Raw genomic sequence first — 24,131 nt, forward strand, 5'->3', positions numbered from 1 at the left:
CTGCATCACCGCCGATGGATGTGCATTCTTCAGCATTTCACATCCAACACAGCCCCATTTTTTAAATTATCTTAAATTATTGCTTCGAACGCTTATTTTTTACACAAATAAGGCTGAAAATGTGCAACTTGGTCGATTATTTGCTCAGTTTTATTTTTTTCTTGCCAGTGTAAAGGGCGACAATCGATATATTCACAGTATCCAGAACCTTGATAACTTTGTTTGTTCCACAATAATTGATAATTAAAACTTCCTACATAACCCGCTGCTAAGCCAAATTTATAATCACCTCGGCTTTGAGCTTGCAGTTGAAAGACCACCTCTCCCTTTTCTGAATATTGCCAAATAAATTCCCGCGGCAAATACATCTCCCGTCCATTTGGGGTCTGTACTTTAGGATATACACGTGTGACATCTAAAATGACTTGATGATCATAGAGTATTGAATTTTGCTCATTCGACTGAATTTCAATTCTAGAAAAAATAATGTTATTCCACTGATTTCTAAGTTCAGACAAGATGATCTGGAAGTCTGCACTGACCTGAATAATTTGATAAGTAAAAAAATGAAAGGCGATAAAAGGTAAGTAGATGGCTCTGGCATGTTTCAAAATGCCTTGTGCTTGGATTTGATATTTTTGTTTTTTATAGGTGATTTCGCCTTCGCACTGACAGCGAACATACCAATAATCCCCAACGCCCCATTGCAAGGCTGAATGGTTTTCTATTTCAGTACCAATATTCACTTTGAGTTGGCAACTGAGTTCTTCATCATCACGCTTAAAATAATAATTTGGGAAATCAACTTGGATTTGATCTACATCTAAAAACTGGTAACGATCTTGCTCTAATTGACACTGTTCTTTGGCACTATAACTTTTGAGATGCCCGACTGTAGATAAACTACTGGCAACCAAAACAGTCGCAGTATCAATTGCCGTCGTAGCAATTGCACTGGCGTTATAACAAATAGGGATCCGCGGTTGCCCAATCAGGCTAATGAAATTTAAATAATGAAAGGGTTCAGGCAAATTTGGCAGAATTAAGGCCTGATAGACAATTTTAAAAAGACCTTTGGGCGGATGAAAAGTTAAAGCATCTGACTTATTGAGGTTCAGCTGCTTTAATTGATTGTTATTCATCAATATTGGCATACTGAACCTCCGTAATTCAAGTTGTTATTTTAGCATCATTCTTTTTGGCAAATAGTGTCGTCACAAATCCTGAAAGGACATAGATGATACAGACTATCAGTATCCCTACAGGAATGTTGTACGTGATTGCAGCAAAAATCAAGACCACAGGTAACATCACGACGAAAGGTACACGCTTACGATCCATTTGTTTAAATGAATAGTATTTGATGTTTGAAATCATCAGTAAGCCAACGGCAACCATGACCACTGAATTAATCACTTGAATGACGATATCTTTTAAATCAAAGATAAATGGATAATCACGACCGACCCATACCAATGAAATAACAGTCACTGCCGCAAGCGGGCTGGCGATACCAATAAAGTAGCGCTTATCCACCACGCCGATTTGCACATTGAAACGCGCTAGGCGAAAAGCGGCACAAGCGGTATAAATAAAGCAACAGGCTAAACCGATACGTCCAAGATCATGCAAGCTCCAGCTATACATCAAAATAGCGGGTGCAACACCAAACGCCAACAAGTCAGAAAGCGAATCGTATTGCTCACCAAATGCACTTTGTGCACCAATTGCACGAGCCACTCTCCCATCCAAACCATCAAGCAATGCAGCCAAGAAAATGGCATAGATCGCTTGGTTAAAGTTTCCATTCATACTGGCAATAATGGAATAAAAACCAGAAAGAAGTGCGGCTGTTGTAATTAAATTCGGCCATAAATAAATGCCACGGCGTTTCACTTTTTGTCCTTCGTGCGTATGCTCTTCTTCTTCTACTTCAAAAGTGATTCCATCAAAAGAATGATCTTCTTTGTTCAAATCAGAATCAGGTTTAAGAGAATTTGTCATTATTTTCAATTCCTCGAGAATATTTGGACGTTGATGGGTTATTCACCCACCAACCAACGCACTGCAGCATGTCCACCATTTTCACTCATGCGCAAATGTGGAAATAACCATTGTAATGCTTGATCCGCATCTTCTGAGAACTTCCAAGGTGGATTAATCACCAATAAGCCACAACCATTCAATCCGACTGGGGTGTCATCTGGCCATACACAAATTTCACAAATGAGCTGACGGCGAATACCCGTTTTCATCATTTTCTTTTCAAAACGTTCAATCATGGCGCGATCTTTGATTGGATACCAAACTGCAATCACACCTGTTGGCCATTTTTTATGTGCGGCTTGGAGTATTTCAACCAATTGCGGGAAATCTTTACGCTCAATTTCGTAAGGAGGGTCAATCATGACCAATCCGCGCTTTTCTTTCGGCGGAATAACACCCATCAGGCCTTCATAAAAATCACGCTCATGCAAGCCCGCACGTTTATCACGAATATTAAAATACAATTGTTGAAACACATCACGCTGCATTTCAAATATAGTTGCTTTATCAATATCACGCATACCTTCAAGCGCAAACCAAGGTGAACCTGGATAAGCGCCTTTACCCGAACCAGCACGCATATCTTCAACAATTTTAAGATATTGCTTTACACCTTCAGGCGCATTACGTTTAATCGAATCGTCAAGCTTGACCAAACGATGGATACCCGTTAAGAATTCACCTGATTTTTGTGCTTCAGACGTAGATAAATCATATTTACCTGCACCACCATGGGTATCGATATATCGATAAGGTTTATCTTTAGCATTTAAACGAGCGAGCAGTTGAAGCAAAAGTACATGCTTCATAACATCGGCAAAGTTACCCGCATGGAAATGGTGACGGTAATTCATGTTGACAATTATTCCTCAATTCAGCAGGTAGTTTAACATGAAAATAGGGGCCGATGACATTTCACCTTGCGAGCTCTAGCTCTCATTGCGACTGTAGACATTTTTTAGCTGATACAAGGCATGGTTTACGAAATTTAGCATCCTAAATGAGAAAAACATAACGCTGTAGCAGCAAAAAATGTCACAGTCCCGAAGGGTTATAGCTAAAACTACCCTAAACTTCGTTATGAAACTTGACAAGGGAATCGCCATTGCCTACGTTCCATGCCTTGTTTATGTCGTTTTAGCTTATAACGCAAAGCATGGTTGAAATGTCAGCAGCCCCTAAATTATTCTTTAGCGTTGATGTGATCGTCTAAAATTGCCCTACAATCGAACCTAAGTCACTGGAGTGCTATGCAAGCAACAACTCTTCCACCCGCATTAAATCTTCAGTCTTGGAATCTGGATCAAGTGCTGGATGATCTAAATGAATTTGGCTTTGCCTTGATTGATGATATTTACTCACTTGATTATGTGCAGACATTAGCACATGAATGTACTTCGCATCTTGACGAATTTAGAGCAGCAGGAATACAAAATGGTGTGGTCAGCCATATCCGTAGTGATCACATTCTATGGATTGATGGGCAACTACCCATTGCACAACAGCATTTACAGACCTTAGAACATCTATCTCAAGCGTTGAATCAGGCTTTCTATTTAGGCATTAAAGAAGTCGAAGCACATTTCGCTTGTTATAACGCAGGTGAGTTTTATGCTTTACACCGCGATAACCCACAACAAAAAAATGATCGTATGATTTCGACCGTGTTCTATTTACATGAAAGTTGGCAAGAGGATTGGGGTGGTCAATTACGATTGCAGGATAAGCATGATCAATGGCATATCATTCAACCACAGCCGAATCGTCTCGCGATTTTTCAAAGTGATGTCTTACACGAAGTCCTACTCTCTAAACAGCAACGTTTATCAATCACGGCATGGTTACGTAGTGGTGGCTCAATTTGGAATAAAACTTAAACCCTTTAAATTCCTAAAAACACCCTTATATACCACGCATAACTGACGATTTTGGATCCATAATGTCGAATGAAACTCAACAAGTGATTGCTCGAATTGGTGAAACAGACCAACTCTATTTAGAAAGCAATACTCCCGAACTTGCTTTAGAGCGTGCTGACCTCCGTTTGCAATTGGTCGTATTGAGCCATATTCGACAGGAACAATTGCATTTCTTGCAAGAAGCAATCGTGCTCATTGAACAGGCACGTATTGAATATGATGAAATGCCACTCAGTTTATATTTGAATTTGTCCTTGCATCTAGCCAAAGCCTATATGATTTACTTTGAGTTGACCAAAGAACGACGCTTTGCCTTGATCACCCAACAAATTTTAAAACCCTTGGCCCATCATGAGCATTTAGACGTCTATTTCTTCTTGGCCTACGCATCAGCAGCTAAACAAGAACAAGCCTTAACACAACACTGGTTAAAAAAATATGTGTCATGTTTAGAACATGATTTAGAGCTATTACAACTCCACCCTGCATTTAATGCCATACGCCAAGAAGATTGGTTTAAAACATTGATTCAAAAAAAAGCTCACTAATGTGAGCTTTTTTTATTTGACTATCTTGTGCTATCCACATGTAGTTGTTGATTCAACTCATCAATCACGATCGCCCACTCATCATCTTTATCCCAGTGACTTTTGAGAAAATCTCGCTGTCCTGCACTCCAAAATTCCGCTTCATGTAATTTTTGATCGGCAGGTAGTTGATGAGTTTTCACAAAGTTTTCGATTGCTGCCTCATCTGCCCCAAGCCCAAGTTGTTCGAATAAAAGCTCAAGTGTCGGTTGCTGTTCAAACATTGTTATTCTCCAAATCATGTCCTTTATCGAAGTAATCTAACAGCAAATCGCCATAGCATGCAGCGATAGGTCTATATTTTCTTGTTGTTTTTTGTGTTTATTGGCATAAAAAAAGCACTCTCTAGGAGAGTGCTTTCAATTTATCCAAAAGATAAATTATTTTACCATGTCAGCAATTGCTGCACGTTCTTCTTCAAGCTCATTCAACGTGAAGTTGATGCGCTCACGGCTGAACTCGTCAATTTCTAAGCCTTGAACGATTTTGTATTCACCGTTTTCAGTGGTTACAGGGAAACCGAACATAACGCCTTCTGGAATACCATAAGAACCATCAGATGGAATGCCCATAGTTACCCATTTGCCGTTTGTGCCCAACGCCCAGTCACGCATGTGATCGATTGCAGCGTTTGCAGCTGAAGCAGCTGAAGACAAACCACGTGCTTCGATAATCGCAGCACCACGTTTACCAACAGTTGGAAGGAACACATCTTTGTTCCATGCTGCATCGTTGATTTTGTCTTTTAAGCTTACGCCATTTGCAGTTGCAAAACGGTAGTCAGCGTACATTGTTGGAGAGTGGTTACCCCAAACAGTCATGTCTTCGATGTCAGAAACTGCAACACCTGCTTTTTGAGCAAGTTGAGTCAAGGCACGGTTGTGGTCAAGACGTAACATTGCGGTAAAGTTTTTCGCTGGAAGATCTGGAGCAGATTTCATTGCGATGTAAGCATTGGTGTTTGCTGGGTTACCAACAACCAATACTTTAACGTCACGGCTAGCAACTTCGTTAAGTGCTTGGCCTTGACCGATAAAGATTTCGCCATTCACTTTCAACAAGTCAGCACGTTCCATACCAGGACCACGTGGGCGAGAACCAACTAATAACGCATAGTCAGCATCTTTAAATGCAACTTTAGGATCATCAGTCCCGATCATGCCTGCCAATAATGGGAAAGCACAGTCATCAAGTTCCATCATCACGCCTTTAAGCGCTTGTTGAGCTTTCTCAAAAGGAACTTCAAGCAATTGTAAAATTACTGGTTGATCTTTACCTAGCATTTCACCGCTTGCGATACGGAATAATAAGCTATAACCAATTTGACCAGCAGCGCCTGTAACGGCTACACGAACGGGTTGCTTCATGTGATATTCTCCAATGAGATGCGTTTGCACGATTGAACGCTATTATTATTCAATCGAATTATCATAAACGGCAAAGATTGTACTCTAAAGCGAATACAGATGCATGTAAAAGAGAATGAATTTCAACGAAAGTCTAATAGAAAATACAAATCAAACTAGGTAAATACCTAATAACTTCCTTTAATCGTAAATTCACTTGGGCAGCCTGTCACAATATGGCTTGCGCATTGTTTATATTGACCATTTTTCTGATAACAAACGCGTATTTCAGTTAAGACTGAATCAAATCTCGATGACTGGCAAGTAAAGCGAATTCCATTCGGCGGCAACGACGGATTGAGCTTGGTAAATTGCTGTCTTAAGCTTTCCTTTTGTACTTCAATGGTATTCGGGCTGGTCAAATCCGCAGGGATTTTTAAACGCTCCGCAAAGTTAATAATGGTTCTAAAATATTGACTAGCATTCATCGGCATACACCCCCCCACATCCTGCCATAACTGCACACGGGCATTTTCATCAGGCATGACACGCGCCACCACCTTTGCTTGTAATGGCGATAATTTGGCAGATGTTTTAGTTGAGCAATCTCGGTTGAGCGGTACTTCAGGCAATAAACTTGCAATCGTGAGGGAATAACCTTCCAGACATTTACGTTGCTTTTGTCTTGATGAATCAAAAGAGCAAGCAGCAGGTGTCATTTGGACATGCATGACATAGCCTGCAACGTCTGGATTACTCGCAGCATGTAATGGAGCACTGAAAGAGAAGACCAAGTAACAAGCCAAGGCCTGTAGCGATCTCATCAATTGCCCTTTGAGTAATTCGATTGGTTTCATCAAATGCAAAAACTTCATTGTTTCACTTAAACATCTTGGTGTGTCTTAAGGCCCACTACGTACAGGAATCGTACTCATTCGTTTTTCTAACGATTGCGATCCCTGCCCTAATACCACGCCATAATGTGTAGCGTTGGTCATGACATGTTTAACATAGTCACGTGTTTCCAATAATGGAATCGTTTCAGTATATTGATCTGCTGCCATATTCTGAGCATCAGGCTGCCAACGGCGTGCACGATTTGGACCCGCGTTATAACCTGCTGTTGCCAATACCGCATTACCACTCAACTGACTTTGAATCATTGAAAGATAATAGGTCCCGTATCGAATATTGGTGTTCATTTCACTCAATGCCGCAGGATTATAGGTTTCACCCATTTGTCTTGCGATCAGTTTTGCCGTGTTTGGCATAATCTGCATTAAACCACCTGCCCCAACATGGGAACGTGCAGAGGTTACAAAACGACTCTCTTGGCGCATTAAACCATAGGCCCATGCTGGATCAATACCTGCATTGTAACTATGACTAGTTACATTGCTACGATGCGGTGTCGCGTAACGATAAGTATCATTATGGCGAGACGTGGTACGATCCGCTGCATAAATTGCACGATCATACCAACCGACATCATGCGCACGTTTCGCTGCGGCTAAAAGCAGACCATCGTCGTGTTGCAAATAGGCTTGGCGAACCGCCCAGTTCCACTCACGATTGGTATAATTGGCAGGCGCATTGACATCTCTTAATGCAAAGGCACGTCTAAAATGAATATTTTGATTCAGGCGTTGAATATCCTGAGTGCTTGGCTGCTCATTATAAGGCTGATGGTTATAACGTTCACCTAGGCGATCTTTCGCCAACAAGTTATGGTAGTCATCGCCAGCTTGGGCCAATTTGCGATAAATCTGCTGTGCCGCTTGTTTAGAACCACCATCTGAACGCTGCTCCGATGCACGTGCCAACCAATACTGCCAACGGTCTTCCTGCTTTTGTGTCACCGACATCGCATCAATCGCACGAATCAAACTTTCCCACGCCCCGAAACGAATCGCCTGACGGGCATAAATTTCAGCTTCTTCAGGGCTAAATGGATAACCATAACTTTGGTCATAGGCATTTAACACTTCACGATTAAAGCCATTTTTCATTACGGTAGTACCGCCAACATAACCAATGGTGCGATATAAATATTGTTGTACGGGTTGTGGCACATCTTGAACAGCACGCTGCACATTGCCCAAAGCATTGGTTAAGTCGCTATCCGCAACACGTCCCAAGGCAAAGATTAAATAGGCATAATCGGCATCATTCGACTTCGGTGCACTCCACAAATAACCCAATGGATTGGCTTGAATTTGATTAAACTGCGCTAAAGAAAGATTCAAGCCCATGGTTTGAGCAGTGGCAATCGCGGGACCAGATTGGCCTGCACGTAATTGACCCCATAAACGTTGTTGACGGTCTTGTGCAGTCATCAATGGGCTAGACAGCATCAAACGCCCCAAACCATTACATGATTCAGGCTGAGAATTGGTTGCTAACCAAATGTCTTTATATTCTGCAAAAACCAGACTATCACCTGTTTTTGCACGGACTTGTGCAACGGCGCAGCTTTCTTCTTGATCTGGATTGGTGACATAACTCAGTACAGGCTTGGCATCGGCAAAGCTTCCGAGTTTGACTTTTTCTTCCACGTAATCGGCAGAGAGTTTTTCCGCCATCGCTGATTGTGGATAGCGTTGTGCAAAGCTAATAATCGAAGATGCAGGCTGAAAGCCAAGATTGGTGTTCAGTTTCCAATATTCTGGATAATAACCCAAAGCATCATTTTGCATGTCAGATTGATATTGATCGAGCAAAGCAGAATTGCCTGCATTGGCAGCGCGCAACGCATCATTAAACTGTTCATCTAGAGCATAGACAGATGAGCATGCGATCATTCCTCCCATTGCAATAAAACAACGGAAGCTCTTCTTGTTATTCAATTTTGGAGTTACGGTTGTTCTAAAATCACGCTGCTTTTTCATCTTCATCAATATCTATGCCCAATTTTGCCCTGCCATTATAGTGTAATAAGTCTAGCCTTCCACTATTGTTGTGTTATGTAAATTACTGATTCATATTCATTAAAATTCGCGCAATTTTATTCATAAACTGTCCATTTTTGTCAGTTTTTTATTCTCTGCGTTCCGTTTAAAATACTGCTATAATCCGCCGTTTATTTAAATCCACCTTGTTTAGGAGCCTGCATGACGGTTCAAACATTCATTCCCAGTGCTGTAAAAGCTGCTTCAGAAAACACTGTTACCCAGCCAATGCACACCGCTGATGTTTCAATCAAGAAATTGTTTATTGAAACTCAAGGGTGTCAGATGAATGAGTATGACAGTCATCGTATGGCAGATTTGTTAGGTGATTCACATGGCTATGTGCTCACTGACAATCCAAACGAAGCAGACATTCTGCTGATGAATACCTGCTCGATCCGTGAAAAAGCACAAGAGAAGGTATTTAGTGGTCTAGGTCGCTGGCGCAAACTGAAAGAACAAAACCCAGATCTCATCATTGGTGTGGGTGGTTGTGTTGCATCACAAGAAGGTGACAACATTCAAAAACGTGCACCTTATGTAGATATGATCTTTGGCCCACAAACGCTACACCGTTTGCCACAAATGCTAGATCAGCATCACGCTCAAATTGAAAAACCAAAGAAAGAAAAAATCAAATTGGTTGATATTTCTTTCCCAGATATCGAAAAGTTCGACTTTTTGCCTGAACCGCGTGTCGAAGGCTTTAAAGCATTCGTTTCAATTATGGAAGGTTGCTCGAAGTACTGTTCATTCTGTGTGGTCCCTTATACCCGTGGCGAAGAAGTGTCTCGTCCGTTGGATGATGTGTTGGCAGAAATCGCAGGCTTGGCTGAAAAAGGCGTACGTGAGATCAGCTTACTCGGTCAAAACGTGAATGGTTATCGCGGTGAAACCTTTGAAGGTGAAATTTGTACTTTCCCAGAATTGTTGCGCTTAGTCGCAGAAATTCCAGGGATTGGTCGTCTACGCTATACCACCTCTCACCCTCTTGAATTCTCAGAAGATTTAATCCAATGCTACCGTGATTTACCGCAAATGGTTTCGCACTTGCATCTGCCAGTACAAAGTGGTTCAAACGATGTATTGCAAGCCATGAAGCGTAACCATACCATTGATGTCTACATCGATAAAATTGCCAAGTTACGTAAAGTACGTCCAGATATGCATTTATCTAGCGACTTCATTATCGGTTTCCCAGGTGAAACAGATGCACACTTTGCTGAAACGTTGCAATTCATTAAAGATCTAGATTTCGATCACTCTTATAGTTTTGTCTATTCGAAGCGTCCAGGTACACCAGCTTCTGATTTACCAGACAGTACCCCTGAGCAAGTGAAAAAAGACCGTTTGGCTCAAGTACAAGAAGTGATTAAACGTTCGAGTATTGATAAAACGGATGCCATGCTCGGTAAGATTGAACGTGTATTAATTGAGAAGGTTTCTGATAAAGATCCGAATGTTTTAATTGGTACAGCGGACAATACACGTTTGGTTACTTTTATCGGTGATGCCGCGTGGATTGGCCGTTTCGCAGAGATTGAGATCACGGAAATTAAAACTTTGAATTTAGTTTACGGAGAACTCTTGAATCTTGAACCTGACGTGGCGTAATGTAAGGGTATTCCTACAAAGCAACAAAAAGGGTTTATCTTGACTGCAGCGATTCGACGTACAGTAACGTTCCCTGAAATTCAATTGGAACGTTTGAAAAGCATGCTCGGTGCGTATAACGGGCATTTAAAACAAATCGAACAACGTTTAGATGTCAAAATTACTCACCGTGGTGATGCCTTTTATCTCGATGGTGATATAGAAGCGGTCGAAAGAGCCGAAGCACTACTGCAACGGCTCTATCAAGAATCAGAAATTTCCTCGCAAATCAGCGCCGATGTCATTCATTTGATGATCCAAGGTTCACAGACCGATCGTGAACTGATGGATGATTCAGATCAAGAACATACAGGCCTCGATAGTGTTTGGTTACAGACCCGCAAAGGGCGAATTAACCCACGTGGCGCCAATCAAAAACGCTATGTACAACGTATTTTACAAAGTGATATTTCCTTCGGTATTGGCCCAGCAGGGACCGGTAAAACCTATCTGGCGGTTGCTGCCGCGGTTGATATGCTGGAACGCAATGAAATTCAGCGAATCTTGCTGGTTCGTCCTGCGGTTGAAGCCGGTGAAAAGCTCGGTTTCTTACCCGGTGACCTCACCCAAAAAATCGATCCCTACTTACGCCCACTTTACGATGCCCTATATGAAATGCTGGGCTTTGAAAAAGTGGCTAAATTGATTGAACGCCAAGTGATTGAAGTTGCTCCGCTGGCCTATATGCGCGGACGTACCTTGAACCACTCATTCGTCATTTTAGATGAAGCACAAAACACCACACCTGAACAGATGAAGATGTTCCTGACCCGTTTAGGTTTTGGTTCACGTGCAGTGATTACGGGTGACGTTACACAGGTTGACTTACCGCGTGGGCAACAATCAGGTTTAGCACAAGCATTACGTGTACTGGAAAATGTCCATGAGATTCATATCACCCGTTTCCATTCACGTGATGTGGTTCGCCATCAATTGGTACAAAAAATTGTTGAAGCTTACGAAGGTTGGGACAGTGAACAGCAACGCCTGTCTGCTGAAGCCCGTGCCGAACGCAAAGCCAAACAAGAAGCACTGATTGCAGAAAATGATTCTGCGGCAGATGCGCAACACATTTAGAAAAATCCCTCCACTCCCCTTAAGATGCTTTAGTCGCATCTTAAGGGGACGATTTTAAGGATCTACTTTGAAAATCAATTTAAGTCTTCAACAAGACTTTCAAGCTACTGAATTGCCACTCAAACGTGGTCAAATCAAAAAAAATATCGAAACTGCACTGCGTCATGTCGGTTTTGATGCGAATTGTGAAATCGGGATTGCCTGTGTTGATCTAGCTGAAAGCCATGAACTCAATCTGCAATACCGCGAAAAAGACAAACCGACCAATGTGCTGTCTTTCCCAAGTGATATTCCTGAGGAAATGCTCAGCTTACTCGATGCAGAACCTTTAGGTGACTTGGTGATTTGTATTCCTGTGGTTTTACAAGAAGCGGCTGAACAGCAAAAGACGCCAAGCGATCATTTCACCCATTTACTGGTTCACGGCATTCTACATTTGCTTGGCTTCGACCATGAAACCAGTGAAACTGAAGCTGAAGAAATGGAAGCTTTAGAAATTGAGATTCTAAAAAAACTGGGTATCGCCAATCCTTACCAAGCTGATGAAAGCTAATCCAAGGTCCTATGTATATCGTTATTTTTAAAGCCACGATCAAACAACTTGACGCAACTTATTCAGAAATGGCACAAAAGCTGAGAAATAAAGCCTTGAGCCAATTTAATTGCGTCAAATTTGAAGCGTGTAGTGAAAATGGTTTTGAAATAGCACTGTCTTACTGGAACAGTCTTGAAGATATTAAACTTTGGCAACGCGATGCAGAACATCTGGTTGCTCAGCGATTAGGCAAAGAAAAATGGTATCAGGATTTTAGTGTGGAAATCTGTACAGTTGAACGTGCTTATTCAAGTCAAAATGGCTTGTGAATAAACGCAAACTTATCCACATGCTCAATAAAAAAAACGGCTGTATTCAGCCGTTTTTTTTATTTCTCAAGAGAATTAGAATTGATAACGTAGCGTCAAAGTCACGTTACGAGGTGATCCATAAACCATGCTGTTATTCCCGATGCCTGAATAATATTTTTTATCAAATACATTATTCAAATTAATCTGTGCTTTGATATTTGAATCAATATCATAGCCCACCATTAAGTTTGCTAAAGCATATGCATCTTGGCTAATACGTTGACTGCCTTCTCCAGTATAAAATTTACTCTTATAGTTTAGCCCGCCACCCACACTCCATTTATCCAAGGTATATTTGGTAAAGAGATTGGCGCTGGTTCTTGAAGACATGGTTTGAACTTCATTCCCTTTGGCATTGAAATGAGCAACACCGAAACTCAGGTTCCAGTTGTCTTTAATTTCCCCATCTAGTTCAAACTCAACCCCTTTGCTTTCAACGCCATCTACACTGCGGTAGGCTTTCTCAGTGGTTGGGTTACCATTGGTATCAGGTACAAAAACACCAACTATCTCTTCTGCAACATTATCCTGCTGGGTTTTAAATACCGACAAGGCCGCATTCAATTTACCGTCTAAAAACTCACCTTTTAAGCCAGTTTCATAGCTTTTCCCTTCTCTTGGATCAAGATATTGGCGATTCGCATCTCGTTTATCTTCTGGCTTAAAGATACTGGTATAACTGGCATACCAAGAGTATTGATCCAGAAAATCAAAAACTAAGCCTGCATATGGTGTAACTTCATTATTAAATTCCCGATTGCCTTCACCATTGTCACTTTCATATTTCCAGTTTGATAAACGTACCCCTGTAATTAACTTCAATGGCTCCAACAAGCTGAACTTGCCTGCAAGATAAGCACCTGTTTGTGTGGTCTTATTTGGAGGTTGATACAAGTTATTATTCTGAATGGCACCAATTAATGGAATATTTGGATGATCAAAATCGAGCACGGCACCTGAGGCAATCGGAGGCGTTCCTGAGTACCACTTATCTTTCTTGCTTTGGTTATACATAAAACCTGCAACAACTTCCTGCTGTAAGCCACCCAGCATAAAAGGTGCTGAGAGATAGGTATCAATATTATTTTCTTTAGTCTGGGTGGCATCAGACCAGGTCATAAAAGAGCCGAGTGTATTGGTTGCTTTATCCAGCTTCCCCCATGAATAGAGCAAGGCCGTGTCTTGTTTTACTTCTCGATAAGCATAGTTCACATTCAAATTGATATCGTTAAATAGATTCTGCTTCAATGTTGCAAAAGCCGTGGTGGTATCGGTATTCCAGTAGGTCCAATCCGAACTCACCGATTTAGAACGATCGAAATCAGTTCGGGTACCATCGGTGTAAAATGCGGGCAATCCGCCCCAACGAACACCCTCTCGCTCTAGATTCTGATACCCCGCACCGACTGAAAGATAAGTCTTGTCCGTAATATCTGCATCCACAACCGCATAGACTACATTATTGGTTTTTTCGTAGCGATCCATATACGAATCCGTATCCTCGTGCTTCACGACGACACGACCACGGACACTACCATCAGCATTTAATGGTGTGGAAATATCTGCTGAACTTGACCATGCATTCCATGAGCCCAAAGAAGTGCTGACATTCCCTGTCAACTCTTTCGCATTGGCATGTTTTCGAATCATGTTAATCGCAATAGCAGGATTCCCAGCACCTGTCATCAAACCATTTGCGCCTTTCACCAGTTCAACCCGATCGTACATGGTTAAATCAGGATCATTGGCTTCCATCCCCACATTGCTTGGAACACCATCAAACAGATAATAGTCGACATCAAAACCACGTGCTGTTGGGTACTGACGTTCATCCCACTGATTCACAGTCACGCCTGTGACGTTATTTAACATGTCCTGAAACGATGTAATATTGGCATCATCCAAATACTCACGGGTGAGAACTTTGACCGATTGTGGTGTTTCTCGAAGCGATAAATTAAGTTTGGTCGATGTATTGGTACTTTTAGCGGTATAACTTTTCTTTCCTTCCGTTACAGCCAAAGCCCCTTCTTCTGCTTTGACTGTAATCGTTGGCAATTTTGCATTTTCGTTCGCTTCGTCTTCTGCAAATACCAATGTAGGTAACAAGATCGCAGCCATTGCCAAGACCAGTGGGCGGGCTTTAAACAGGTTTAAAGTTGGAGGTTGATGCATGAAATATGTCCTTATTGCAAGGGAACGGTCTTGAAAACATGCATCTCATTCCCCCGATAAATTTTAAGAAGGATGCATTCATTTTCAAAAGGAGAGTTAACTAAAAACACATTGCAAATGATAATTGTTTTTATTATCAATTCAAGTTTTAAGCAATAAATTTAGTTAACTGTTTTTATTGAATTTAAAAATATATTTAAGTTTTTTAAAAAATAATTAAATGATTTTTATAAATATTTAGTTTGTAGTTTGTCTATCATTATTTCCCAATAAGAAGTACACCTTAATTAGTGCACTTCAAATTCAGCATCAACTGGATCAAAACGCCAAGTCCGAATGATGCGCAACTCAGAGATTTCTTTTTTCATCGTGGCATCAAAGGGTCCAAATGGTGCACCACGGCGAACCGATGCTTTAGCAGCTTCGTCTAAAATCGCATGCCCAGAACTTTCAATTAAGCGAATCGCTCGAATTCCCCCTTCTGCATTGAGAATCACCATGAGGCGCACTTCACCCGCCAAGCGTTGTTGTTTGGCTTGATCAGGATAATAGCGGTTCCCATATAACTCGACTTTTTGGCGAAATTTATCTAGGTAAGCAGCAGATGCATCTTGTTTGGCCTGAATGCCATCAACGGTTTTAATGCGTTGTTTACGGCTAAAATTTTGTTGTCGTTGTAAATATTGCGCTTCTAAACTCGCGACCATGGCAGCTTTGGCTTGAAACTGACTTTGTAGATCATCCAAGGTTTTTTTACGTTCGCTCTGCTCGGCTTGCTTTTGCCAACTCAAAACCGTCATGAGCACTTTTTCTTCGAATTTTAACTCTCGTTTTTGCTGTATTTTCTCCAGACTTTCTAACTCTTTTTCACCTGTAGTTGCATCGGCTTGCATCGGTGCAGGCATATCGCTCGACATCCGATGTGCTTCACGGAAATCACCCGAACCTTTTTGATCAGCTTGCGCCAAAAAGTCTGCATCTTTAACTTTTTCAGTACTTGGACGAACGGTGACGGCAATTTCTTTGGTGGAAGTGTCAGAGGGTGATGGCATGGTAAATTGAATCGCCAACACCGCCCCATGCAAAAGCATCGCCAAAGCCACTGCCCCAACAAAAATTGGATCTTGCCACCAATAAGGGGACAGTTCTGAACGAAAATTTATTTTATTCCACATGGTATTCAAGCGACAAAATGTCCCATCCCCAACGGCATAACCGTATAAAAACCAAACCAATATTCAAAATTTTACAAAAATGTGATCCACTTATAGTTACAGTGTTTCCATACCATCATTTTATGAAAATGTAGCAATTAATTTTGCTACACTGCAAGTCAGAAATTTATTTTTATTTTTAGTGAATACAAAGATTGTGGCATTGCTTTACTCATCAATTCACTTTCTGGAACAACTTTTATGCAAACGCTAATTTCATCTGTAGTTAAACGTCTACGTAAAGTTTACCAAAAAGCAGAAGAATTCATCGAAGAAGAAAGAGAGTTTTCACTTTCACAAGTTTTTGTGAATGCCACGATGGAACGTTATGTCACCGAAAATGTGGGCATTATGCAAGACCTGCATGCTGATCTTTATGACGGTTGGTTACGCTTATACACCACCCTCGATGTCAAAGGCCTGCACACCACCTTATCGGTTGATTTAAAGTTGATTCAAATGGAAATGAATCAAAATGTGCAACTGATGGTTTTTGAACAAATCAGCAATACCCAAGTGATTGAAGCCAAATTCAAAAACATCTTTCAAAAATGGGGCTTTTATGTGGCAATTTGGTATTACCAGAAATTCCGTGAAGAAGATCCACTTGGCAAAATATTAGAACATTTTGAAGTGGTGAAAGTTCAAGATGATTTACTTTACCTCGATTTAAATCGTTGGTTAGGTAAAAAAGCCAGCATTATCGAAACCTTGAGTAAAGTACATGTCAATCGTGCACGCGTCCGTCCTGCGGAATTGATTGTTTGGGGCAATGTGAATCTTGCTGCAATTTTATCGCCTTCCAATGAAGATGACTTTGACGAAGATGATCTCAACGACAGCGAAGTTACCCCGATTCAGCAAAAAGACCGTAAAAAATAAATATGTTTACATTGAGGTAGCATGTTGCTTGTCATGAGATGCTACCCCAAACATACATCTTCATGATTTATACGAAAAATTAACAAGCGCTTAGTAAAAAACCTGATCTTTTCTTCATAATCTACAGGCATAATATCTTTAAATCGTAATGATAAATGAGCGATTCAATTCAGCATTGCTCAAAGGATATAGTGTTATGACAAAGAAATTATTGAAAGTACTGGGTCTTACTTCGGCTGCCATTTTCAGTGCAAGCATCTCTAGTCATGCCTTGGCAATGGCGCCTTTCCAAGCCAGCTATCAATTCAGCTACAACAATAAAAACCTCGGTTCAGCAACACGTACTCTTTCTCAACAAGGTAATAACTGGACCTATCAATTCAGTGCTAAAGCTGGTGGTATTGCTTCTGCATCTGAAACCAGTCAATTTAGTTTTGCCGATAATAAAATCAACTCGCAGAAATTTAGTCGCAGCAGTAAAATCTTAATTCACAACAACACGATGAGCATTAACTTCAATCCCAATAGTAAAGTTGTGAATACCAAAAAAGATGACACGGCACGCTCATTTGCATGGCAAGCAGGTGCTTTGGATGAACTCAATGCTGAACTACAAATCCGTGAGGATTTGAAGAGCAATTCATTGAAAACCAAGTATCTGATTGCAGATGCGAAAGCCATCGATGAGCGCCGCTTTGTGAAACAAGGTACTGAGAATATCAAAACCCCTTATGGCACATTCAGTACCATCAAAGTGGTGATGCAGCACGATAAACCAGAGCGTAATACTGTGTTCTGGTTAGCCCCGAAACTCGATTACCTTCCTGTAAAAATGGCACATAATGATGGAAAATCATCATATGGACTACTATTAACAGGCTATTCAGGTAAAACAAACTAAGCATCTGGTCAATTTTGGCTTGCATTTTTTTCGATGCTTTTTAAAATATGCCTTTGCTTGAACAAGCATCCGTTTAGAGGATTCTCCCGTGTACGCTTTAGAACAGAAAATCTTAAATGAAGGTATCGTTCTATCTGATCAGGTTTTGAAAGTTGATGCTTTCTTAAACCACCAAATCGATCCTGTGTTGATGCAGTTGATTGGTAAAGAGTTTGCCGCTCGCTTTAAAGATGCAGGTATTACTAAAATTATTACCATCGAAGCCTCAGGTATTGCACCTGCAATCATGGCAGGTTTAGAACTTGGCGTTCCTGTTATTTTTGCGCGCAAATACCAGTCATTAACATTGAAAGACGACCTTTACCGTTCTAAAGTGTTCTCGTTTACCAAACAGACTGAAAGTACCATTGCGATTTCAAACAAGCACATCAGCTCAAGTGACAAAGCACTGGTAATTGATGACTTCTTGGCCAATGGTCAAGCTGCATTAGGTCTAATTGACTTAATTCATCAAGCCAAAGCGGAAGTAGTTGGGGTGGGTATCGTGATTGAAAAATCATTCCAACCAGGCCGTGATGTATTGCTTGAAAAAGGCTACCGTGTTGAGTCACTTGCACGTGTTAAATCTTTAGAAGATGGCAAAGTTACTTTTGTTACTGAATAAGATTCAGCACTGAGAAAAAAGCGGATGAACACTCATCCGCTTTTTTTATTTAACAACAATCCCAGTTATATAGTACTTTGGAAAAATCTCGTTTCTTTAAGTCTTCTGGATGAATAAAGAAATTCCCTACGCCCGAATCGCCCCACATAATCTCGTTTTCCGCATCATCAGTATCGAGCTGAAAAAGCAGCACATAATCTTGAACTTTTTCATTATATTGACGTGGATCAGTTTGGGTAAAATAAGGATAACCAGCTAAACGATGTCCACTTGCGGAAGCCAATTCATCATAAGGCTCGATAAAATCATCTTCGAAATCGCCCCCTTCAAATTGATCTTCAAAATCATATAGTTCATCGACACCTAAAATCTTTGGTGCAAAGCCAAAATCACCGAGGCTAATCGGCTGAGAAGTCAGGCTAAATTCAATCGCGTATTGCCCCGTAAATGGCAAATAATCATCTTCACCTAACTGAACTTCAGAGAAGTCTTGTTTTAATTGTGAAGCATCTTCAATGACCTGCTCAAAGTACAACACTTTAAAGCCCGATTGCTGCTGTTGGTCATCAAAGTTCATTCCGTACAAATCATCAGCCGCGATGTAGAACTGTAAAATCCCCTGATCTGGGAAATTGGGCAAACTTGGAATTTCAGCGAAATTAAACTGTGCTAGCAAAGCTAACGGATTGCTATCAGCGTCCACTGGATAAGTCGCATCTAGCGGTAAGTAAGGTTGTCCCCCAATTTTACTTTGCCATAAAGTTAATTCATCACTAGGAGTGAGTTGCATGGTGACGGTTGGCAGAATAGTCGCCGTGATTTTTTCTAGGTATGGCTGCACACTGTTCGGCAAAGTTTCTGATTTAAAATTCATTCTGTTGGTTATCCCTCTACTTATTTATAGAATGTAATATAAAACAAGCAGCTAAATTTAAACAGAGGATAAAGTCTGCACTACGACAGTTAATGACGCTCAATTGACCCATTATTTATCACATAATTTCTGATAAGATGAGCCCAGGCAAAATCTGCGGTAGGAATGACAATGCGTACATATTTAGACCTTTTACAACATATCCTTGACAATGGCGGCGACAAAGGTGACCGCACAGGCACAGGTACACGTTCAGTATTTGGTCATCAGATGCGCTTTGATCTTTCTAAGGGCTTTCCACTGCTCACCACCAAGAAAGTCCACTTCCGTTCCATCGTCATTGAACTGCTTTGGTTCCTGAAAGGTGATACCAATGTTGAATATCTCAAAGACAATAAAGTTTCAATTTGGGATGAATGGGCAACTGCAGAACAGACTGCACGTTTTGGTCGTCCAGAAGGTGAACTTGGCCCTGTTTATGGCCACCAATGGCGTAACTTTGGCGCGACCCAAAATGCAGATGGCAGCTACCAGCAGGATGGCTTTGATCAGATTAAATGGTTGGTCAATGAAATTAAAACCAATCCAAATTCACGTCGTTTGATTGTCTCAGGCTGGAACCCAAATGAAGCAGGCAAAGTCGCATTACCGCCTTGCCATACCCTGTTCCAATTTTTCGTACAAGACAACAAATTATCATGCCAGTTATATCAACGCAGTGCCGATGTGTTTTTAGGTGTCCCGTTTAATATTGCCAGCTATGCCCTACTGACCCATATGATTGCTCAGGTCTGTGGTTTAGGTGTCGGGGACTTTGTCTGGACAGGTGGTGATACGCATTTATATGCCAATCACTTTGAACAGGCACAATTACAGCTGAGCCGTGAGCCGCTACCATTGTGTCAATTAAAGCTCAATCCTGAGATTACCGATATTTTCGATTTTAAATTTGAAGATATTGAAATTGTAGGGTATGAATCACACCCAGCAATTAAAGCACCTGTCGCAGTTTAAATCGATTAGTTAGAGAGAATATAAAATGGCATGGCAAGGCACTGAAGTTGTTCACGTAGTTGCAATGGATAAAAATCACTGTATCGGTAAAGGCAATGCTTTGCCGTGGCATATCTCTGCTGACCTAAAGCACTTTAAAGCCATTACCCAAGGGGGTGTGGTGATTATGGGGCGTAAAACCCTTGAATCTATGGGGCGTAGTCTACCGAATCGTGTCAATTGGGTGATTACCCGTGACCCTGAATGGCATTTTGACGGGGTTAAAGTCGCGCATAGTATCGAAGATGCACTTAATGGCGCACTTACAGATGCACAACACGCTGAAAAAGCATCCTTATTTATTATTGGGGGTGGAGAGATTTTTACCCAAACGCTCGCTATTGCGGATCGTTTAGAATTAACGCATGTTGATCTTGACGTTCAAGGTGATGCACATTACCCAAAAATCTCCGATGACTTTCGCAAAGTAAACTCGGAACAGCATACTGATGAGAAATCAGGGGTTACTTTTGAGTTTGCGACCTACCAAAAATAAGAATGGATCGCGCTTGCCATGCACAATATTGGATCACGTGAGTTTTTCATCGCTTTAGGCATTGGGCTTTTACACAGTCTGTTTACCTTGTGCGTGATCCTTTCAAGTATCTGGCTCTGTCTAGCTTTATGGATTCAGCAACCCTTAGGTAGTTTTTTCAGTCGAGCCGTCATTGCGCTATGGGTCTTATTTGCCCTCAGCTTGATTGGCGTCTATGTCAGTGGTCATCTGGTGAGTCGTCGCACCGATATCATTATTTATTGTGTGGCATTTGCCTGTGCTTTGGTCTGGTATTTTTCCTTAGAAGCAAGACAGGATCGGGATTGGAATCCTGAGGTTGCAGAACAGCTAAGCTATGAAAAGAATGGTGATCTTGTAAAGCTGCATAATGTGCGAAATTTTGACTGGCATGCCGATGGCAGCTATGACATTCATTGGGAAGATCGCAGCATTGATCTGAATAAGATTACGGGCATCAATGTCATTACCTCCTACTGGATGGGGCCACAAATTGCCCATACGCTGGTCAGTTTCAATTTTTCTGATCAAAAGCCACTGGTATTCTCTATTGAAATTCGTAAGGAAAGAGGCGAAGATTTTTCCGCGATTGGCGGCTTTTTCCGTAAATACGAACTCAGTCTAGTCGCATCAGATGAAAAGGATCTGATCTATACGCGCAGTAATGTTCGTCACGAACAAGTCTATTTATTCCCGATCAGAATGCCCACAGCTGAACGCAAAGCCCTGTTTATTGAATATCTGCACAAAGCAGATGAATTGCGTGCAGAAGCCAAATGGTACAACACTCTGACCAGTAATTGCACCACGCTGGTCTTTGACATGGTTCAAGCGATTAATCCACAGCGCTTACCCAAAGACTACCGCTTATTGGCCTCGGGTTATTTACCCAATTACCTCTACGATCTGAAAGCGCTCAATCAAAACTACAGCATGAAAGAATGGTATCGCTTGGCACATATCAATCCACGTGCAGAACAATATGAACAACAGCCTAATCAGAGCAGTGAATATTTTTCGGATGTCATTCGTACAGGTCTTCCCAAAACTGAGTGATTTTTCCACTCATTTTATTAAAAACACCTGAACATTTACAAAAGGATACGCAATATCCTGCTCCACTCCATGTTGTTTTATTCTAATGCCAAACATAGAAACACAATGATTTGGACTTAAATTTTATGTTAAAGCCTTTTTTAACAACATGTACTTTGGCAATTGCCGTAGCAATGACGGGTTGTTCAACCACAGAACCTCTCCAAACCTCTCCAAATGCATCTCAGAAAGAAAACATCAATCTCTATGGCCGTAACTGGATTGCTACACAGATCAATGGTGTCGAGATTACAAGCAATGATCTTTCTGGTAAGCGCCCTGCAATTCAATTTGACGCCAAAGGCAAACGTTTCTTTGGTGCAGATGGTTGTAACCAGATTCAAGGCAGCTTCGAAAGCCAAGGTGCTGTCTTACGCCTCGGCCCGATTGCTTCGACCATGATGGCCTGTATCGGCAAAGATAATAGCGCGCTTTCACGCCAATATAGCAATGCTTTGGCAAGCACAACCAATTACGAGCTGAAAGGTCATGAGCTTAAATTCATGGATGCGTCAGGCAAGGTTCTGGTTAGCTTTGTCACCGTGATTCAACCGTTGCCATAATTCGTTATCGTAAAAAAGTAAAAGCTCGTTTCGAACACGGGCTTTTACTTTTTCAACACTTCGTTTACTTTAGTAGCATTCTTAAAATTAAAAATTGGGGAGTCTCATGCAACAAGCGCTCGTTGGTGGTGGATGTTTTTGGTGTGTAGAAGCGGTATTTCTACAGCTTAAAGGTGTAGAAAAAGTGGTGAGTGGTTATGCAGGCGGGATTAGCCAAAACCCAACCTATGAACAGGTCTGCCAAGGCAATACTCAACACGCAGAAGTTGTGCTGATTGATTTTGATGAACAGCAGATTAGCTATTCACAACTACTGAATGTCTTTTTTACGACGCATGACCCAACCACTTTAAATCGCCAAGGTAACGATATTGGCACGCAGTATCGCTCTGTTATTTATTACTTCAATGATGAGCAAAAGCAGCAAGCCGAACAGATTATTCATGATCTGGAAGATGAAGGTCTGAATATTGTGACTGAGCTCAGTCCAGTACCGACGTTCTATCCTGCTGAGGAATATCACCAAAACTTCTTTGCCCGCAATCCATCACAAGGTTACTGCAATTTCAGCATTCCTCCGAAGCTGTCTAAATTACGTGCTAAATATCTCGATCTTCTCAAAACCGACTAGGCATAAAAAAAAGCAACTCTCAGAGTTGCTTTTTTCTTTCTAACGCGTTGTTTTAGTTTTCACTTACAAACGCGATATCACTTAAGCCTGCTTCGCTGGCACGAGACATCACTTGCGCAACCGTATCGTATTTTGATTCTTTATCTGCACGTAACTGCACAGTCGGTTTGGTCGCAGCCTGACCCGCCTCTTGGAAACGCTTCTCTAGCTCTTCTAAGCTAATAATCTGCGCATCCCAAGCCACTTCACCTTTGTCATTAATACTAATGGTGATCGCTTTTGGTGGTGGATCTACAATTTCAGCAGTGGTTTTTGGTAAACTTAATGGAATTGATGGGTTAGCAACCGTTGCTGTGACTAAAAAGATAATCATCAATACCAACATAATGTCGATCAGAGGAATGAGGTTCATCTCATTCATGCCACTGTCGTGGTCTTCACCCAATTGAAAGCCCATTTTAAGCTTGACCTCCAACTAAACTTTGTTGAGTCGCTTTAGTTTCCGTCTTTGCTGTACTGTCTTGCTGCAACATGGTATCGATTAACAAGCTATGTGCTTGATCTTGTAAATCATGTGCCAAGCCACGATTAAAACGTACACAGATGTTATACGCCATCACCGCTGGAATCGCCACTGCAAGACCCAGACCCGTCATGATCAGCGCCTCACCCACTGGGGTTGCAACCTGAGCTAAACCAGCTTGACCACTTTTACCCACTGCCACAAGTGCGTGGAAAATCCCCCATACTGTACCGAATAAACCCACAAACGGTGCCAGTGAAGCAATTGTTCCAAGAACGGATACACCTTTTTCTGCTTGAGATTTTTCCGCAGAGATTTGGCGAAGCAATGCTTGCTCAGCGACAGCTTTACGTTGTTCAAACGATAAAGGCTGTAACTTTGATTTAAGCGTAGCCAAAGCTTGGACAAGTTGAGTATAAGCTTGTTGTTTTAATTGGCGTGTTCCTAATAGGCGCAGAATGAAAATAGTCCACGTCGCAATCGACATTGCTAAAAGGATGAAATACAGTGTTTTACTTACTGCATCTGCATGTTGCCAATAAACTGAAAAGTTCATATAC

At 41.4% G+C, this 24,131-nt stretch carries 26 protein-coding genes; 14 read left to right on the forward strand and 12 right to left on the reverse strand.

Going from position 1 to position 24,131, the window contains the following annotated elements; genetic code table 11:
* Window positions 1-92: 92 nt before the first annotated feature.
* Genes B2727_RS13690 through B2727_RS13700 form a run of 3 tightly spaced genes read right to left on the reverse strand, consistent with a single transcriptional unit; the run spans window position 93 to window position 2,900 of the window.
* Window positions 93-1,154, reverse strand: coding sequence for a DUF6670 family protein (locus B2727_RS13690; protein WP_033133283.1), 1,062 nt, complete (start codon window positions 1,152-1,154; stop codon window positions 93-95).
* Window positions 1,155-1,170: 16 nt separating this feature from the next.
* Window positions 1,171-2,004 (reverse strand): CDP-diacylglycerol--serine O-phosphatidyltransferase, encoded by an 834-nt coding sequence (pssA, locus tag B2727_RS13695; protein WP_004802590.1) that lies wholly within the window; start codon window positions 2,002-2,004, stop codon window positions 1,171-1,173.
* 38 nt (window positions 2,005-2,042) lie between these two features.
* Window positions 2,043-2,900 carry a 23S rRNA (adenine(2030)-N(6))-methyltransferase RlmJ gene (locus tag B2727_RS13700; protein ID WP_005200234.1) on the reverse strand — a complete coding sequence of 286 codons (858 nt, stop codon included), beginning with the start codon at window positions 2,898-2,900 and terminating at the stop codon, window positions 2,043-2,045.
* A 396-nt stretch (window positions 2,901-3,296) separates the two neighbouring features.
* On the opposite strand from B2727_RS13700, the gene B2727_RS13705 reads away from it, so the two are divergent.
* On the forward strand, window positions 3,297-3,923 hold the full coding sequence (locus B2727_RS13705) for a 2OG-Fe(II) oxygenase (protein ID WP_033133282.1): 627 nt from the start codon (window positions 3,297-3,299) through the stop codon (window positions 3,921-3,923).
* Window positions 3,924-3,985: 62 nt separating this feature from the next.
* A complete protein-coding gene (locus tag B2727_RS13710) occupies window positions 3,986-4,513 on the forward strand; it encodes a hypothetical protein (RefSeq protein WP_033133281.1) in 528 nt (175 codons plus the stop codon).
* A 20-nt stretch (window positions 4,514-4,533) separates the two neighbouring features.
* Here B2727_RS13710 and B2727_RS13715 read toward each other — a convergent pair whose 3' ends face one another.
* From B2727_RS13715 to B2727_RS13730, 4 genes are all read right to left on the reverse strand, one after another.
* On the reverse strand, window positions 4,534-4,776 hold the full coding sequence (locus B2727_RS13715; RefSeq protein WP_004802586.1) for a DUF2789 family protein: 243 nt from the start codon (window positions 4,774-4,776) through the stop codon (window positions 4,534-4,536).
* A 156-nt stretch (window positions 4,777-4,932) separates the two neighbouring features.
* Window positions 4,933-5,919: a malate dehydrogenase gene (locus B2727_RS13720; RefSeq protein WP_004655942.1), complete on the reverse strand. Its 987-nt coding sequence runs from the start codon at window positions 5,917-5,919 to the stop codon at window positions 4,933-4,935.
* A gap of 167 nt (window positions 5,920-6,086) precedes the next feature.
* Window positions 6,087-6,755, reverse strand: coding sequence for a ribonuclease T2 family protein (locus B2727_RS13725; protein WP_004802585.1), 669 nt, complete (start codon window positions 6,753-6,755; stop codon window positions 6,087-6,089).
* 45 nt (window positions 6,756-6,800) lie between these two features.
* Entirely contained in the window at window positions 6,801-8,708 is a 1,908-nt protein-coding gene (locus B2727_RS13730; RefSeq protein WP_171061094.1) for a lytic transglycosylase domain-containing protein, read from the reverse strand.
* Window positions 8,709-9,008: 300 nt separating this feature from the next.
* On the opposite strand from B2727_RS13730, the gene miaB reads away from it, so the two are divergent.
* The 4 genes from miaB (at window position 9,009) to B2727_RS13750 (ending at window position 12,440) form a co-directional block, all read left to right on the forward strand.
* Window positions 9,009-10,460: a tRNA (N6-isopentenyl adenosine(37)-C2)-methylthiotransferase MiaB gene (miaB, locus tag B2727_RS13735; RefSeq protein ID WP_004802583.1), complete on the forward strand. Its 1,452-nt coding sequence runs from the start codon at window positions 9,009-9,011 to the stop codon at window positions 10,458-10,460.
* A gap of 39 nt (window positions 10,461-10,499) precedes the next feature.
* Window positions 10,500-11,576 carry a PhoH family protein gene (locus B2727_RS13740; protein WP_004655946.1) on the forward strand — a complete coding sequence of 359 codons (1,077 nt, stop codon included), beginning with the start codon at window positions 10,500-10,502 and terminating at the stop codon, window positions 11,574-11,576.
* 67 nt (window positions 11,577-11,643) lie between these two features.
* On the forward strand, window positions 11,644-12,129 hold the full coding sequence (ybeY, locus tag B2727_RS13745) for an rRNA maturation RNase YbeY (protein WP_004802582.1): 486 nt from the start codon (window positions 11,644-11,646) through the stop codon (window positions 12,127-12,129).
* Between the two features lie 11 nt (window positions 12,130-12,140).
* A complete protein-coding gene (locus tag B2727_RS13750; RefSeq protein ID WP_033133280.1) occupies window positions 12,141-12,440 on the forward strand; it encodes an antibiotic biosynthesis monooxygenase family protein in 300 nt (99 codons plus the stop codon).
* A 75-nt stretch (window positions 12,441-12,515) separates the two neighbouring features.
* On the opposite strand, the gene B2727_RS13755 is transcribed toward B2727_RS13750, so the two are convergent.
* Together B2727_RS13755 and B2727_RS13760 are read right to left on the reverse strand one after the other, a co-directional pair.
* The gene (locus B2727_RS13755; protein ID WP_033133279.1) at window positions 12,516-14,657 is read right to left on the reverse strand and encodes a TonB-dependent siderophore receptor; all 2,142 of its coding nucleotides are present in this window, start codon (window positions 14,655-14,657) and stop codon (window positions 12,516-12,518) included.
* 287 nt (window positions 14,658-14,944) lie between these two features.
* On the reverse strand, window positions 14,945-15,832 hold the full coding sequence (locus B2727_RS13760; RefSeq protein WP_004802579.1) for an energy transducer TonB: 888 nt from the start codon (window positions 15,830-15,832) through the stop codon (window positions 14,945-14,947).
* Window positions 15,833-16,072: 240 nt separating this feature from the next.
* On the opposite strand from B2727_RS13760, the gene B2727_RS13765 reads away from it, so the two are divergent.
* The 3 genes from B2727_RS13765 to B2727_RS13775 all read left to right on the forward strand — a co-directional run bounded on the left by B2727_RS13765 (window position 16,073) and on the right by B2727_RS13775 (window position 18,318).
* Entirely contained in the window at window positions 16,073-16,753 is a 681-nt protein-coding gene (locus tag B2727_RS13765; protein WP_004802578.1) for a hypothetical protein, read from the forward strand.
* Window positions 16,754-16,949: 196 nt separating this feature from the next.
* Entirely contained in the window at window positions 16,950-17,654 is a 705-nt protein-coding gene (locus B2727_RS13770) for a DUF3108 domain-containing protein (protein WP_004802577.1), read from the forward strand.
* Between the two features lie 88 nt (window positions 17,655-17,742).
* Window positions 17,743-18,318 (forward strand): xanthine phosphoribosyltransferase, encoded by a 576-nt coding sequence (locus B2727_RS13775; protein ID WP_004655958.1) that lies wholly within the window; start codon window positions 17,743-17,745, stop codon window positions 18,316-18,318.
* A gap of 49 nt (window positions 18,319-18,367) precedes the next feature.
* On the opposite strand, the gene B2727_RS13780 is transcribed toward B2727_RS13775, so the two are convergent.
* The gene (locus B2727_RS13780; RefSeq protein WP_033133278.1) at window positions 18,368-19,192 is read right to left on the reverse strand and encodes a YwqG family protein; all 825 of its coding nucleotides are present in this window, start codon (window positions 19,190-19,192) and stop codon (window positions 18,368-18,370) included.
* Between the two features lie 171 nt (window positions 19,193-19,363).
* On the opposite strand from B2727_RS13780, the gene thyA reads away from it, so the two are divergent.
* The 5 genes from thyA (at window position 19,364) to msrA (ending at window position 23,048) form a co-directional block, all read left to right on the forward strand.
* Window positions 19,364-20,206: a thymidylate synthase gene (thyA, locus tag B2727_RS13785; protein ID WP_033133277.1), complete on the forward strand. Its 843-nt coding sequence runs from the start codon at window positions 19,364-19,366 to the stop codon at window positions 20,204-20,206.
* Window positions 20,207-20,231: 25 nt separating this feature from the next.
* Window positions 20,232-20,741, forward strand: coding sequence for a dihydrofolate reductase (locus tag B2727_RS13790; RefSeq protein WP_005315240.1), 510 nt, complete (start codon window positions 20,232-20,234; stop codon window positions 20,739-20,741).
* Between the two features lie 18 nt (window positions 20,742-20,759).
* Complete coding sequence (locus tag B2727_RS13795) at window positions 20,760-21,815, forward strand: DUF4105 domain-containing protein (protein ID WP_033133276.1); 1,056 nt, start codon at window positions 20,760-20,762, stop codon at window positions 21,813-21,815.
* Between the two features lie 125 nt (window positions 21,816-21,940).
* Entirely contained in the window at window positions 21,941-22,417 is a 477-nt protein-coding gene (locus tag B2727_RS13800; protein WP_033133275.1) for an META domain-containing protein, read from the forward strand.
* A gap of 106 nt (window positions 22,418-22,523) precedes the next feature.
* On the forward strand, window positions 22,524-23,048 hold the full coding sequence (msrA, locus tag B2727_RS13805) for a peptide-methionine (S)-S-oxide reductase MsrA (protein ID WP_005200264.1): 525 nt from the start codon (window positions 22,524-22,526) through the stop codon (window positions 23,046-23,048).
* A 52-nt stretch (window positions 23,049-23,100) separates the two neighbouring features.
* Here the strand turns inward: msrA and B2727_RS13810 are convergent, their stop codons facing one another.
* Window positions 23,101-23,505, reverse strand: a complete 405-nt coding sequence (locus B2727_RS13810; protein WP_004802569.1) for an ExbD/TolR family protein — start codon at window positions 23,503-23,505, stop codon at window positions 23,101-23,103.
* A 1-nt stretch (window position 23,506) separates the two neighbouring features.
* Window positions 23,507-24,127: a MotA/TolQ/ExbB proton channel family protein gene (locus B2727_RS13815; protein WP_016164976.1), complete on the reverse strand. Its 621-nt coding sequence runs from the start codon at window positions 24,125-24,127 to the stop codon at window positions 23,507-23,509.
* Window positions 24,128-24,131: the final 4 nt, after the last annotated feature.

It is taken from the genome of Acinetobacter sp. UBA991 (assembly GCF_002292065.1).
Classification (GTDB): Bacteria; Pseudomonadota; Gammaproteobacteria; order Pseudomonadales; family Moraxellaceae; genus Acinetobacter; species Acinetobacter higginsii.